This is a genomic window from Ligilactobacillus ruminis ATCC 27782 (assembly GCF_000224985.1).
Classification (GTDB): Bacteria; Bacillota; Bacilli; order Lactobacillales; family Lactobacillaceae; genus Ligilactobacillus; species Ligilactobacillus ruminis.
The window spans coordinates 134,444-148,855 of the sequence record NC_015975.1 but is presented as its reverse complement, the minus strand read 5'-3'; the positions used below and the strand labels follow the sequence as shown (position 1 = coordinate 148,855).

Here is a 14,412-nt window from a genome sequence, read left to right as displayed (position 1 = left end):
AGCACTATGATGATTATAATTTATTTAAAGCAATGCGAACATTATCAGTTTTATCAGCATTAATCTTCGAAATTTGAAATTTTTGAAAGGGGTATTTCACATGCAAACTCTCTATCGCAGCACGCGCGATCCAAAAGGTCAAACGATTACTGCCTCACAAGCCGTCCTTCAAGGCCTCAGTCCTGATGGCGGCTTGTACGTTCCAACGTCAATTCCTGAAATCGACCTTGATTTAAACGAATTAAAAGACCTGTCGTACCAGGATTTGGCATACAAGATTCTGCGTCCGCTTTTTTCCGACTACACTGATGAGGAACTGCGCTCATGCATCGACAAAGCATATGGAGATCAATGGGATACCCAAGAAATAGCACCGGTCGACTATCATGCGGACAACGCCTACCTTGAGCTTTTCCATGGTCCGACGATTGCTTTCAAGGACGTTGCTTTGCAGCTTCTTCCGCATTTAATGACCGTTGCGGCCAAAAAGAACGGTTCAGACAAGGATATCGTCATTTTGACTGCAACGTCAGGCGATACCGGCAAAGCTGCCATGGCTGGATTTGCCGACGTTCCGAACACGCAAATCATTGTCTTTTATCCAAAAGACGGCGTCAGTGCCATTCAAGAAAAGCAGATGCTGACGCAAACAGGAAAAAACACGCACGTCGTCGGGATTACCGGCAATTTCGACGTTGCTCAAACAAACGTCAAAAAACTTTTCAATGACAAAGAACTCGCTGAAACGATTGCCGAGGCAGGTTATCAATTCTCTTCTGCCAACTCGATCAACATCGGACGACTCTTCCCGCAGATCGTGTACTATTTCTATGCTTACGGAAAACTCGTCAAAGATGGCAGGATCTCAGTCGGAGACAAGATCAATTTCAGCGTTCCGACGGGCAACTTCGGCGACATCCTCGCAGGATGGTTCGCAAAGAAGCTCGGTCTTCCCGTCAACAAGCTCATCTGTGCTTCAAACAAGAACAACATCTTGACCGATTTCTTCAATGAAGGCACGTATGACAAGAATCGTCCATTCTACGTCACGAGCTCTCCTTCCATGGACATTCTCGTTTCAAGCAACCTTGAACGTTTGTTGTTCTATGTTTCGGGCGAAGATGCCAATAAGACGGCCGAATTGATGAATCGGCTGTCGGTTTCAGGAAAATACACGATTGACTCCGATATGCGCGCAAAGCTCGCCGATTTCGCAGCTGATTTTGCAACTGAAGACGAAACGGCTGCTGAAATTTCGCGCATCTTTTCTGCAGACAAGACGGCAATCGATCCGCATACGGCCGTTGCATCCAAAGCTGCCGAAAGCTATAAGGCAAATACGGGCGATAACAGCCCGCTCGTCGTTGTTTCAACGGCAAGCCCGTATAAATTCCCGCAAGCAGTTTTAAATGCCTTAGATGCCAAGGGAAAAGACGAAGAAGGTCTCGAGGCAGTCAAGTACCTTCAGGAAAAGATCAGCGTCAAACTGCCTGAAACGGTCCAGCGTTTGTTCGATGCACCGACTTTGCATGATACGGTCGTTTCACCGGATGAGATGAAGGACACGGTTGTAGAAATTTTGAAATAGCAATCTAATTGTGATATATTCAAATAGTTATTTTCATAACGTAATATAATAGAAATCGCCTCACTAAAAAACATTTTGGTGAGGCGATTCATATGTATGATTGAGGGAAGATAGAATGAACTTCATTAAGAAATTATTCAAAAATAAATACTTGCAAGACGTCATGATCATATTTTCATTTGCCATGATAACTATATTCATGACATATCCAAAAATTAAAACGGGAAATATCGAAGTTCGTAGCGACTGGTCTTTTCATGGACAGCGTGCTGAACAAATTTTTCTTAATCTGAAAAGAGGAAATTTTTTGACCTTTATCGCTACCGATGCTTTTCAGCATACCGGAGTAGGTAATTTTTTGTTTTATCCGAATGTCTTCTTGTACCCTTGGGCGGTTTTAAGACTTTTTTTCAAACCAGTGACTGCATTTTATTGTTGGTACGGTCTGATAATGCTAATGACGTTTATAATCGCATACTTTAGCATGAAAGCTTTCAGCAAACGTCGGATTGCAGCAATGGTCTTTTCTCTTTCATATACCTTAGGCTCGTACCATTTATGCTTGTCAACTGCCGTTTTTGGAGAATTTATTGCCGCTTCCTTTCTACCGCTTGCCTTTTGGGCCTTTTATGAAGTGCTATTCAGAGACAACTCAAAATGGCCTTGGCTCGGCATCGGCATGTCGCTAATAATTTACAGTCATGTTCTGAGCGTTTTTATAACATCAGAGATAATGTTTGCAATTTTTATCATGAAACTTATTTTTGACAAGGTAAGCAAAAAACGTTTTCTTTCATTGTCTAAAGCTGTAGGAATATCCGTCTTGCTGACTTTATTTATAACCATTCCTTATCTGACGGATTTTATCGGAAAAAACGTAACGTCTGCCCAACCCGGAATTATAATAGTCAACACATTGATGAACGTTCTTGAAACATCCTTTAATAATTCTGTTTCAACAAGCGGCATCGGACTTGTTTTGATTTTAACGGCTGTTTTTGGAAGTATCTGGATTTTGAAATCACATTCAAAGACATTGACGGCAATATATGTTTTGGGAATTTCACTGATCATCGTTTCAACAGGCTCGTTTCCATGGAACGTTCTTTCGGACACCCCATTAGGAATGATTCAGCTTACGTTTAGGTACCTTTCCTATGCATCAATGTTTCTCTCAGTGATTCTTGGTTTGTCAGTCAATGATTTGTATGAATCAGAAACATTTGATACAACGTTCAAAAGGGGAATGGTTCCTGTTTTGACAATTTGTATTTTTATGCTGTTTTATGTAGGATTTCACCATGACTCGCTGAATGCTTTAAAAAATTCTCAAAGTCAGTTTTTGAAAAATACGGATACCTTTAACCAATTGCCTGGCCGAACCTTCGTAAATAATTCCAACTATGATTATCTGCTCAATTATCCGGTCGAATATGGAGAATTGGACTACTATCCAAAAAAGGCTCGCCGATCGACCGGAAATGTTTCATACAATGAAACCAATTTATCAATCATTAATAATATCGCCGTCGTCGGTCGAAAAAAGATCCATGTCAGTCCCCTATGCGAAAGCAACAAGATGACCTATAAGATTCATACCAGGAAACAAGCCGACGTTGACCTACCGGCTCTTCGTTACAAAGGATCTTATGCTGAATTAAACGGAAAAAGGACAACGCTTATCAATAGTGCCCGCGGAACAATCAAAGTAAGAACAAAAAAAGGAATCAATACGATTACCGTTGGATACAGTCCTTCAAAATCATACTATGTCGGAATAATTATTTCCGTGATGACATGGATCTCATTGCTAGTATTAGCATTTTATAGAAAAGGAGTCTTCAAAATAAATCATGAATGAAACAACATCAAAAACTAAACGTCTTCAGTATGTCGACATTGCAAGAGGCATTGCAATGATCTGCATCATCTTGGGACACTTAGGAAATCCTTCCATCAATCGCGTTGTATTTACTTTCCACGTGCCGATTTTCTTCTTTATTACCGGTTATTTTACCAACAACAAGCGCCGTCTTCCTGAATTTGCCAAAAACAAACTCAGAACCCTGATCGTTCCGTACATTATTGCGTGCCTTGCAATTATTATTTTAGGAACGCTGCTTGGCGCACATCACGGAGATGCGGCAAGCGCATTCAAAGGTTGGCTGTCCGCTTCTCTCTATGGCGCAGGAGACTCATATACCGTTCCATTCTACATTAAAGGAATCGGCGCAATCTGGTTTTTGTGGGCAACATTTTGGGGAAGCATCTTTCTCAGAATTTCTCTTAACTTCAACAAATCTTCTAGAGTTATCGCGATCTTCGGATTATTCGCATTAGGATACTATACCAGAAAGCTTTTCTGGTTCCCTCTCAGCATTCAAGCCGGTGCATGCGCGACATTGTTCATGTATATGGGATATCTGTTGAAACAGAATAAAGATGCATTGAACTCGCTTCCAAAAGAAGCTAAAATTTTCGGTTTTGGCTTTGCTTTTGTCACATGGATATCATTTATGAAAAACTTCCAATCTTTTTGGCTGGTCAACTGTGACATCGGTCGCGGGATGGTCGACATTTTCGGATGCATCTGCGCCTGTGCCATGGTAATCCTTATTTCCAGAGTTATTGAGAAAAAACTCTCTTTTATAGGAAAGCCGCTTGCGTATTTTGGAAAATACAGTCTGCTGATCCTTTGCGTGCATATTGTTGAACTGGATCTCTTCCCATGGTGGCGCATAGCATGGAAACTTGTTCAACACAACATCCTTCCGGCAACATATTTAAGTCAGCTCGTTTTTATTATTGTAGGTAAACTGATCATCGACCTGGGATGTGCATTTATCATGTCGAAAATCCCGTTTGTAAGAAAAATGTTTGGATTTAGAAATTAAGGTTGAGAAAAATATGCCTCAAACAAAGACCCGGATGAAATTTGCGATTAATTGCAAATCCCATCCGGGCCTTTGTTAGTTTATTCTTTTTCTAAAAACTAAAATTGCAGTATAAATCCCAAAAACAATAAATGAAATAATCGAAACAATAATCCCTAATTTAAAACCAGGAGTATGATACTTGAACACCAAATTATGTTCTCCCTTAGGAACTTTGACTGCCATCATTCCGGCAGATTTGATTATTTCAATCTTCTTTCCGTCAAGGGTCGCATCCCACCCTTTATCATATGGGACAGAGAACCAGACAAGCTTTCCTTTTTTGTAATCCGTACTGCATGAAAATCCAGTATTATCACGTTTGAAATTCTTGACTCTTTCCTTGACGGTACGACCAACGTATTTGTATTTTTCTTTTGCAGATACTTTTCCGTCATATTTTTTAGCAAAATCGTCAATATCTGATAGGTCGCTACCGTCAATTAGCGCAGCATTCATCATTGCAAGTGCTCTTTTTTCTACGGGGAGTTTCATGAGAAGTCAAGTCCTAATTTGTGTGTAAAATATTTTTCCCAGGCACCAGTTGTGCAGGGGATGCGAATGCATCCATGTCTGTCCACTATCACTCTTGAAGGAGCTGTCAAGGGTGCGCCATCTGCGCACCTCGAAGAGGTTCCCTTGACAGCTTCGGAAAGAGTGATACGCCTTACGCAGCTCTTAGTTTTTGTTGTTCCTCTGCCAATTCTTTTAGTTCAGCAACCGTCTCAGACTTGATCATTTTTGCGTAGGTTGCCGGACTGAATATGGCTTTCTTGGAGCTAACGACATCGTTTCTTTCCAACAGAACGGAACCCATCAGCCGCATCAGCGAGTTCTCATTTGGGAAGATTCCAATGACGGAAGAACGTCGCTTAAGCTCTTTGTTCAGTCGTTCTATATGGTTCGATGTTCTGAAATATCTCCGCAAATTCTTAGGAAGCGCCATGACGGTCATGGAACTTTCAAAGCCTTCATCGAGGCATGACATGGCAGATTCAGCAACGTCTTCTGATGTCTGAAATTTCTTGCATACTCAAAAATGAACTAGACGCCGGAGAAGATGCAGTTTATGCCTGCGCTGTACCAGTTGGCAATTATCATGTATCCTACGGCAACCGCCAGTTTCCATCCTTTGGACTCGCCAGTGACAACTTTGTGAATAAATAGAAGAAACAACGGCAGCATATAGACACCATCAAGCCACATGATGTTGCTGCTCTGCGCTATGTTGTACTGACGGAAAGGACGACTGTCATTGCATATTTCAATCTGTTGTTGATTCTTTCCCTAAATGTTTCAACAAAAAACCAGCTGCATGTAAAAGAAGCCAAGGACAGCTTGATGACAACGGCAATGTCAAAGAACGCACGTAAATTTTCCTTGTTGAAAAATAACACCAGCAAATTGATTGGTGATGACAGATAATAACTGAAAATTGCAAAGGCTCCGTCACCAAGCATGTTTGAGAATGTATACGAAAAACTGTTTTTGCCTGCGAGGACATACTTAAGATATGCAAAAAGATCAATATACTGAATATGAGCATCCATAGATGCCAATGATTTATTGCTACCCCAAGGGATGAATCCATTAACCCAAAGTATCATTACTAATAGCAATGTCGTTATAACAGTTGTAATAGCAATCAGTATCCGTTCGCTTTTTTATCAATCATCTAAATTAATTGTCCTCCTATAAAAGCTCACCCATTCATCAGCTAATAAAATAACAAAAATAACGATTATCGAAATAAATGATACATATCTGAAAACAACAATATATGTTGGAGTTATATATTTTATTTTTATATTGACATTTCGAATTTCTTTAGCTTTTTCAATTTTTGCTCTAGAGTACTTATCTACTTTCAATTTCTCATTTCTGCCATTGACAGTTAATTTATAATTACTAACATCATATACAACAAATGGGAGTATGATATCGGCCTTTCTTGAAGTGACATCATTCAAGGTAAACGTTTCTTCCTGATAACCAGATTTAATGTCCTTCTTCCTACACCATATCTCTTACCATTGACATATGCATTGTGATTATATATATCATTTGCTTTTGGAATACTTCTCTTGGGAAGGTAATCTCTGACCAACACAGCAGAATCAGTATCTCTGTTTATAGATATTGCCTTGGAATAATTGTCATTATTAAGTTTCATAAACCACAATTCTGAAGGTGCTGGATCTTCCTTGGACTTTACTAAACTGTTGTCACGCCGCTGACTGATAGCCGATATACTAAAAAGAACAGTCAACAAAATTACAATATATTTCAATGCCTTGAAATCAGCATTGCATATAATCATTGATGCATATAATGAAAGAAACATAATAGCGAAAGTTAATATTCTCCAAGGAAACTGAATTATACTTACCGCTGTATTAGACAATTCTCCCCAAGGGAACAGAGACGTTGAAAAAATAAGCAAAAGCACCCCACACACATATATATATCTTTCGAAAATATCTCGCTTATCACGCTTATATAGAGAAAATAATCCAATTAATGCAGTTATAATTAAAATAAATCCGACATTAGGAATATCAATGCAGTTTTTTAGTGACTCTGATACTAGGCTGCTCATTTCTATAGATAGATTAAAGTATTCTGTCTGTGGATTCTGAACCTCATTAGTGAGCATGGATTTTATAAATGGAATAATGAATCCTGCCGTAGATATTATATATATAAATACACTTACTGCTAGAAACTTAAAAGAATTAATTCTGTCATTCTGTATATTCAATGTTGTAACATAAATAATCATTAAAATTATAATAGCAAATACTGTTGAAAGAATGTGGCTATATGTTATTAAAGCCATGCCCAAGCCAAGTAACAATGATCCCTTGAAACGTTCTTTCCTAAACAACACAATATACAAACCACTGAAAGCCATCGGTATGAATATACTTGCCCAGCTTTCACCAACATCGTATCTTTTGTAATCGTTATGCATCATATAAGGACACAATGTATATAGAATTGAAAAAACGTACGATATGTCTTTTCTTTTAGTGACACATTTACAACTATAATAAGAAACAACAAAACCAATAAATCTTCCAATCATGAAGAATATAAAAATTGATGTCACAGGTTTATGAATAATGCTACGTATAATAGCATAAACAATTAGATTTCCTGAAGGATAATAAGTACCAATTGCTTGTCCAACACGAAGACTGCTAAATGTCGAAATCATCGAAAAAACATGTCCAGTTTTAAGATTTCTGTACGCTTCTTCAAAACGTTCTATATGAAAAAATCTATCACTGGCAATCGTACTGTATCCTCCTTTCAAGAATATGTACATGTAGAGATAAGACGCAACAAAAAAACTAAATAAAATCAAAATGTTGTTCAAGATACACCTTTCAGTTTCTATCTTCCTTTTTGATAAATTCATCTTTTGCCCTCCGTATACTAAAAAGTTATGTAATACATCTTGAAATTGAATTAACAAATTCCATGATAATACACATATTATCAGAAAAGCAACCTCTTCAAAGTGTTATACTGTGTAATGTATACTGTCATTTGAATGCTACCGATAATTATATTAACCAAAGGTATTTTCTAAATTATAATTCAGGACTTCAATCATAACAGCATACATGAATCATTCCTATGATCAATTAGAATCAACAGACTTTTTCCAAATTAAAAATCGGAGGACCATTATGAAGACACTATCAATCATTGTCCCCTGCTACTATGAAGAGGACAGTCTTCCCCTGTTCTACCAGGCAACCTCAGGCAACAGAGGAAGTCAATAAAAAGCTGAAAAACATCAGGTTCGAATACTGGTTCATAAACGACGGATCTACCGACGGCACCTTAGCAGAAATGTGCAAATTAAACAAACTTGATCCTGAAAAAGTGCATTACGTGTCGTTTTCCCGCAACTTTGGCAAGGAAGCCGCACTGTACTGCGGTCTTCAGCAGGCAACTGGCGATTATGTGACCGTGATGGACGCTGACCTGCAGGACCCGCCGGAGATGCTACCTGAAATGATCAAGATCCTCGAAAATGAAGACTATGACTGCGTCGGCACACGCAGGACAACGCGTGAAGGCGAACCACCGATCAGATCTTTTTTCGCCAGAATGTTTTACAAAATCATCAATAAGATTTCCGATACCGAAATCGTCGACGTCGCCCGTGATTTTCGCATCATGACGCACCAAATGGTTGATGCGATTCTCGAAATGAGCGAATACAATCGCTTTTCAAAAGGCATCTTCAGTTGGGTCGGTTTCAATACCAAATATCTTGAATATAAAAATCATGAACGCGTTGCCGGAAAAACAAGCTGGAACTTCTGGAGCCTGTTCAAGTATTCCATTGACGGCATAGTGAACTTCTCGCAGTTCCCGCTTGACATCGCATCGTTTGTCGGCTTCATCTCCGCCTTCCTGTCAGGCTGTGGAATCCTGTTCATCATCATCCGCTACATCGTCCATGGCGGCGACCCGACAAGCGGCTGGGCATTTCTGACTGCCGTATCAAACGGCAACTGTTGTGCATTAAAATCAGCAAATATCGTAAATGCACCGTTGCCTTTAATTATGGCAGTCCCAAAAATTGCAGCTGCCACCACTAAAGAACACAATATGCATACTAATAAATTTTTATCGTATTTTTCCTTAATCAAAATATCTCCCTAGCTTTAAAGCATTTGCAGACGGTTATCCAGATTCCCAACAAAATAATGCCGATCAAAGTTTCGACTAGTCCCTTGAAGAATCCCGGAACCATGTAGTGCATGCTCAAATTATTCTTTCCTTTCCTCAACGGAATCGAATATAAACAATCACCAATCATCTGCGTTTGTACGTCTTTTCCGTTTAGCTTAATCGTCCATCCTTTGTCACACGGGACCGATAAATAAAGACTTTCGCCCTTTTCTTTGGCAGTCGTCATGATTTTAACGTCGCCATTTTTTATTTGCATAAATTTAGGTTCCCGTACTTTTAGTTTGGACGTAATTTTGGCAAATTCTTTTAAATCCAATGCATAAAATGCAACTCCGTCTCTTTTTATATCATAGGACGTTTTAGCTGCCAAAGAGACGTTTGCCGTTTCTTTACTGCCATCAGTCGACATATGGAATACTACCGGGGACAGCCATGATGAATATGGAATTTTATATTTATCATCAACGTTTAGTTCCGCATTCACCCATGTGTTCCAAGGAATCATTCCGTAAACGGTGTACTTGCCGTTTTTTGGCAAAGAAACCTTGTAAATCATCGGTTTCTTTTGTTTGATATCCCCTTCTTGAACCAATGAAAAATTCAAGGGTTGATAAACGGAAACCTTTTTGCCGATAAGTTTGCTATATAAGCTGTTTTGATATTCAAAATGATTGGCTAAGTTATATGCAACGTTATTGTCCTTATATTGTACAGCCATAGGAAGGGCATATGGGTTCAAATACGTTTTACGCCCATTGTACTCACCAATGTCTTTCACTCTCTTCAACCCATTGATCGGATATGAGGACAGCACGTATTTTGTTCCCAAAAATGAATCTATACCCAACATGGAGGTATTGACGACGCAAAAATTCGGCCCCATGATATTATATCCTGCTTTATCCAAAAAGCCCCTCTGCATATCATTCGGCGAAGACGTGTATCCTGCCAACGACCAATAATTATGTGCAAATGCTTCATCATAATTTGCATTAATTCCAGCGTAAGTCTGCGTTATTCGATAAACTCCTCTGTCTCTGCTTTGAATCATGCTGATTTGTTTACTTGCTTCTTTAGCCTCTTTGCTTCTTAAATAACTGTCATGTTCCGCATATTTATCCATCAGCAAAACAGAATTATACACTGAATCGCCTATGCATAAAAAGGCCATCAGTAAGATTGATGATTGATAAAACCTGATATTTATATTTTTTGATTTAATGAATATAACCAAACCAAATGCGAACCCTGTCACAAGAAACATCAGTGAGGTTGCATAAACTTCCCTAATCGGCTGAGCATGCCTTGCATGGTTTAACAAAATAATCATCACGCTCAATAAAATAGCACTGACAGACGTAGGCACCATCCCATATTCACTGCCCAAGAAATATTCACCCGCAATGTATATCAATACAAAAATAGCTAGATATGAATAACGATACCAATAACCATTAACATCCTGAAACATGGAAAATACCGATATCAACGGTTTCCAATACATGCTCAAAATGGCAAATAAAAGCAATAGTCCGCATTTTGCTTTTACGCTTACTTTACTTTTCTTATTTAGGAAAAAGGCAATCACGCCGATTGCAACAATGCATCCACAAAACAGAGCTACGCTGTTTTCGGCACTTGTTGCACCATAAACGTAATTTTGAAGAACCGTTTTTATATCACCGGTTATCGTATTATCAAAAAGCTTGTCCCACTTCAAATCACCGCGAGAACTCCCCTGTAATGCCTTAACGGTCGGAATGAACAAAAATGCGCTCAGCATGATTCCAAGAACCATTGCAAAAACATAGCTTAATCCATTTTTCAGTAAATTTACAAGCTGATCTTTAGCTGAATCTTTTTTCTGATAATTTCTGGCATATTCAAAAATAAACCAAAATCCGGAAAAGATGCAGTTAATGCCTGCACTATACCAGTTGGCTATTATCATATATCCTACTACAATAGCCAGTTTCCATCCTTTTGATTCACCAATGACGATTTTGTGAATGGACAACAACATCAATGGGTTATGCCCGTATAATGGTGTAAATTGATAAAAAAAAGAGAGCCAAGTGCTCGTCTCCCAGGTATAATTAAATCACCTAACAAAATAATACTAGGAGGACAAACAAATGGCTCAATTAAATATTACCTTAAATCAAGAGGAAATTCTACAACTTCTTTCAAAGGATCACGATCAGGCATTTCGCGAACTGCTGCGTAAAAGTCTCAATAGTATTTTGATGGCGGAATCCACTGCTCAACTCAAGGCTGAGCCTTACGAACGGTCAGAAGAACGCACGGACAGCCGCAACGGCACTCGAGAACGCGAGCTCAAGACACGGATAGGCAAAATCACCTTAACCGTGCCGAGACATCGCAATGTTCCCTTTAAGACTCTTGTTTTCGAGAACTATTCCCGAAGCGAAGCTGCCTTGATCGCCAGTATGGCGGAGATGGTCGTCAGCGGAGTAGCGACGCGTAAAGTGTCGAATATCATGGAAACTTTGTGCGGAACGACATTTTCTAAGTCCTCAGTTTCAGAAGTATGCAAGGATCTGATTGAAAAGGTCAATGAGTTCAAGGACAGACCCTTGACCGGAGACTACCCGTTTCTAATAGTGGATGCAACCTACTTCAAGGTCAGGGAAAAACACAGAATTGTTTCCAAAGCGTTTATGATCGCTTACGGTACAAATCAGGAAGGACACCGTGAAATACTCGGATTTGAAGTATATGACAACGAATCCAAAGAAACTTGGAATTCCTTTCTCCAAAAACTGAAAAAACGTGGTCTCCAAGGACTTTTGATGATCACTTCTGATGCTCATGAAGGTATTCAGGATGCCGTCAGTAAGGTATTTCCTGATGTTCCATGGCAAAGGTGCCAGTTTCATTTTGCCAGAAACATTTCGGGAAAATCACCAAAAAAATATCAGGCAGGCATCAGAGCCGAACTTCAGGAAATGTGGAACTGCGAAACTATAGAAGACGCACGGAAAAAGCGGGACGAAATCATCGCTGATTACAGAGACGTTGCTGAAGCTGCCATGTCATGCCTCGATGAAGGCTTTGAAAGTTCCATGACCGTCATGGCGCTTCCTAAGAATTTGCGGAGATATTTCAGAACATCGAACCATATAGAACGACTAAACAAAGAGCTGAAGCGACGTTCTTCCGTCATTGGAATCTTCCCAAATAAAAACTCGCTGATGCGGCTGATGGGTTCCGTTCTGTTGGAAAGAAACGATGTCGTGATCTCCAAGAAAGCCATATTCAGTCCGGTAACCTACGCAAAAATGATCAAGTCCGAGACAGTTGCTGAACTCAAAAAATTGGCAGAGGAACAACAAAAACTAAGAGCTGCGTAAGGTGTATCACTCTTTCCGAAGCTGTCAAGGGAACCTCTTCGAGGTGCGCAGATGGCGCACCCTTGACAGCTCCTTCAAGAGTGATAGTGGACAGACATGGATGCATTCGCATCCCCTGCACAACTGGTGCCTGGGAAAAAATATTTTACACACAAATTAGGACTTGACTCATCAATGGCAGCATATAAACACCGTCAAGCCACATGATGTTGCTACTTTGAGCAATATTATATTGACAAAGCGCATAGCTGACGGATAAAACAATTGTCATTGCATACTTCAAATTGCTATTAATCTTTTCTTTGAATGTTTCCGCAAAAAAATAACTGCATGAAAGCGCAGCAAGCACCAGCTTAATGACAACCGCAATATCAAAGAAAGTACGCAAATTATCTTTGCTGAAAAAAATTACTAATAAATTAATGGGAGAAGAGAGGTAATAGCTAAAAATGGCAAAGCTACTTCCACCCAACACATTGGAAAAAGTGTATGAAAAATTATTTTTGCCTAAAATAACGTCTTTTAAATATGCATACAGATCAATGTATTGAATATGCGCATCCATTGATGCCAGTGATTTATCGTTTCCAAACGGAATGAAGCCTTGAATATACATGATCATCAACAAAAGAGACAACGTGCATAGACTGGATATAACCACTATCGATGCCTTTTTTCTCTTGCTCATCCTATTTCCCCCCTATGATAAAAACTGTTAATCAACAACAAATTATATCACATAAAATCACCCTTAATACAATCAATATATTAATTTTAAATCACATATCACCGTATCTAATGTATAATATAACCTAGTAAGCCCTTGTTTTCCGCATAGGCAACTACCCATGGAGGATTCTCAAAATGAAGATATTATCAATTATTGTCCCGTGCTATTACGAAGAAGAAAGTCTTCCTCTGTTTTATAAAGCAACAGAGGAAGTCAATAAAAAGCTGGAAAATATCAAATTTGAATATTGGTTCATCAATGACGGGTCGACTGACGGAACCTTAGCAGAAATGCGCAAATTAAACAAACTTAATCCTGAAAACGTGCATTACGTGTCGTTTTCCCGCAACTTTGGCAAGGAAGCCGCACTGTACTGCGGTCTTCAGCAGGCAACTGGCAATTATGTGACCGTGATGGACGCTGACCTGCAGGACCCGCCGGAGATGCTACCTGAAATGATCAAGATCCTCGAAAACGAAGATTATGACTGCGTCGGCACACGCAGGACAACGCGTGAAGGCGAACCACCGATCAGGTCTTTTTTCGCCAGAATGTTTTACAAAATCATCAATAAGATTTCCGATACCGAAATCGTCGATGGCGCCCGTGATTTTCGCGTCATGACGCGCCAAATGGTTGATGCGATTCTCGAAATGAGTGAATACAATCGCTTTTCAAAAGGCATCTTCAGCTGGGTCGGTTTCAATACCAAATATCTTGAATATAAAAATCATGAACGCGTTGCCGGAAAAACAAGCTGGAACTTTTGGAGCTTATTCAAATATTCAATCGACGGAATCGTCAACTTTTCGCGTTTCCCGCTTGATATCGCATCGTTTATCGGCTTCATTTCGGCCTTGATTTCGGGATGTGCCATCCTTTTCATCGTTATCCGCTACATGATTCATGGCGATCCGACAAGCGGTTGGGCTTCCATGGTCTGCATCATGCTGTTTATCGGCGGAATCCAGCTCTTTTGCTTAGGAATCGTTGGCAAGTACATCGGCAAAATCTTCACTGAGGTCAAGCACCGACCTATTTATATCGTAAAAGAAAAGAAATAACAGGTAA

12 protein-coding genes and 2 pseudogenes are annotated in these 14,412 nt (G+C 39.5%); 6 read left to right on the top strand and 8 right to left on the bottom strand.

The window, feature by feature from the left end; translation table 11 throughout:
- Positions 1 to 100 precede the first annotated feature (100 nt).
- The 3 genes from thrC (at position 101) to LRC_RS00675 (ending at position 4,482) form a co-directional block, all read left to right on the top strand.
- Complete coding sequence (thrC, locus tag LRC_RS00685) at positions 101 to 1,588, top strand: threonine synthase (RefSeq protein WP_014072740.1); 1,488 nt, start codon at positions 101 to 103, stop codon at positions 1,586 to 1,588.
- Between the two features lie 796 nt (positions 1,589 to 2,384).
- Positions 2,385 to 3,449 carry a hypothetical protein gene (locus tag LRC_RS11735; RefSeq protein ID WP_258414379.1) on the top strand — a complete coding sequence of 355 codons (1,065 nt, stop codon included), beginning with the start codon at positions 2,385 to 2,387 and terminating at the stop codon, positions 3,447 to 3,449.
- Positions 3,442 to 4,482: an acyltransferase family protein gene (locus LRC_RS00675; RefSeq protein ID WP_014072738.1), complete on the top strand. Its 1,041-nt coding sequence runs from the start codon at positions 3,442 to 3,444 to the stop codon at positions 4,480 to 4,482. Before LRC_RS11735 ends, LRC_RS00675 begins: the two co-directional genes overlap by 8 nt.
- 75 nt (positions 4,483 to 4,557) lie before the next feature.
- On the opposite strand, the gene LRC_RS00670 is transcribed toward LRC_RS00675, so the two are convergent.
- From LRC_RS00670 to LRC_RS00655, 6 genes and pseudogenes are all read right to left on the bottom strand, one after another.
- Positions 4,558 to 4,983, bottom strand: a complete 426-nt coding sequence (locus LRC_RS00670; protein WP_041819755.1) for a YfhO family protein — start codon at positions 4,981 to 4,983, stop codon at positions 4,558 to 4,560.
- Between the two features lie 205 nt (positions 4,984 to 5,188).
- Positions 5,189 to 5,527, bottom strand: a pseudogene (locus tag LRC_RS00665) (transposase); the annotation flags it as partial.
- Positions 5,528 to 5,565: 38 nt separating this feature from the next.
- Entirely contained in the window at positions 5,566 to 5,727 is a 162-nt protein-coding gene (locus LRC_RS11080; RefSeq protein WP_143455480.1) for a YfhO family protein, read from the bottom strand.
- 17 nt (positions 5,728 to 5,744) lie between these two features.
- Complete coding sequence (locus LRC_RS00660) at positions 5,745 to 6,140, bottom strand: YfhO family protein (RefSeq protein WP_143455481.1); 396 nt, start codon at positions 6,138 to 6,140, stop codon at positions 5,745 to 5,747.
- 48 nt (positions 6,141 to 6,188) lie between these two features.
- Positions 6,189 to 6,491, bottom strand: coding sequence for a hypothetical protein (locus tag LRC_RS11730; RefSeq protein WP_049780061.1), 303 nt, complete (start codon positions 6,489 to 6,491; stop codon positions 6,189 to 6,191).
- Positions 6,488 to 7,945: a hypothetical protein gene (locus LRC_RS00655; RefSeq protein ID WP_014072737.1), complete on the bottom strand. Its 1,458-nt coding sequence runs from the start codon at positions 7,943 to 7,945 to the stop codon at positions 6,488 to 6,490. The genes LRC_RS11730 and LRC_RS00655 overlap by 4 nt, the downstream gene beginning before the upstream one ends.
- 274 nt (positions 7,946 to 8,219) lie before the next feature.
- On the opposite strand from LRC_RS00655, the pseudogene LRC_RS00650 reads away from it, so the two are divergent.
- Positions 8,220 to 9,045, top strand: a pseudogene (locus tag LRC_RS00650) (glycosyltransferase family 2 protein); the annotation flags it as partial.
- Between the two features lie 145 nt (positions 9,046 to 9,190).
- Here the strand turns inward: LRC_RS00650 and LRC_RS00645 are convergent.
- On the bottom strand, positions 9,191 to 11,260 hold the full coding sequence (locus tag LRC_RS00645) for a YfhO family protein (protein WP_041819751.1): 2,070 nt from the start codon (positions 11,258 to 11,260) through the stop codon (positions 9,191 to 9,193).
- Between the two features lie 112 nt (positions 11,261 to 11,372).
- Between LRC_RS00645 and LRC_RS00640 the strand changes: the two genes are divergently transcribed.
- A complete protein-coding gene (locus tag LRC_RS00640) occupies positions 11,373 to 12,611 on the top strand; it encodes an IS256 family transposase (protein ID WP_014072735.1) in 1,239 nt (412 codons plus the stop codon).
- Positions 12,612 to 12,756: 145 nt separating this feature from the next.
- Here the strand turns inward: LRC_RS00640 and LRC_RS00635 are convergent, their stop codons facing one another.
- The gene (locus LRC_RS00635; protein ID WP_049780060.1) at positions 12,757 to 13,299 is read right to left on the bottom strand and encodes a YfhO family protein; all 543 of its coding nucleotides are present in this window, start codon (positions 13,297 to 13,299) and stop codon (positions 12,757 to 12,759) included.
- 176 nt (positions 13,300 to 13,475) lie between these two features.
- Here LRC_RS00635 and LRC_RS00630 point away from each other — a divergent pair, with 176 nt between their 5' ends.
- Positions 13,476 to 14,405 carry a glycosyltransferase family 2 protein gene (locus tag LRC_RS00630; protein WP_014072734.1) on the top strand — a complete coding sequence of 310 codons (930 nt, stop codon included), beginning with the start codon at positions 13,476 to 13,478 and terminating at the stop codon, positions 14,403 to 14,405.
- The last annotated feature ends 7 nt before the right edge of the window (positions 14,406 to 14,412 follow it).

Coding starts and splice junctions, on each gene's coding strand:
- thrC (WP_014072740.1), top strand. CDS start 101: ATGCAAACTCTCTATCGCAGCACGCGCGATCCAAAAGGTCAAACGATT.
- LRC_RS00675 (WP_014072738.1), top strand. CDS start 3,442: ATGAATGAAACAACATCAAAAACTAAACGTCTTCAGTATGTCGACATT.
- LRC_RS00670 (WP_041819755.1), bottom strand. CDS start 4,983: ATGATGAATGCTGCGCTAATTGACGGTAGCGACCTATCAGATATTGAC.
- LRC_RS11080 (WP_143455480.1), bottom strand. CDS start 5,727: ATGTGGCTTGATGGTGTCTATATGCTGCCGTTGTTTCTTCTATTTATT.
- LRC_RS00655 (WP_014072737.1), bottom strand. CDS start 7,945: ATGAATTTATCAAAAAGGAAGATAGAAACTGAAAGGTGTATCTTGAAC.
- LRC_RS00645 (WP_041819751.1), bottom strand. CDS start 11,260: ATGTTGTTGTCCATTCACAAAATCGTCATTGGTGAATCAAAAGGATGG.
- LRC_RS00640 (WP_014072735.1), top strand. CDS start 11,373: ATGGCTCAATTAAATATTACCTTAAATCAAGAGGAAATTCTACAACTT.
- LRC_RS00635 (WP_049780060.1), bottom strand. CDS start 13,299: ATGAGCAAGAGAAAAAAGGCATCGATAGTGGTTATATCCAGTCTATGC.
- LRC_RS00630 (WP_014072734.1), top strand. CDS start 13,476: ATGAAGATATTATCAATTATTGTCCCGTGCTATTACGAAGAAGAAAGT.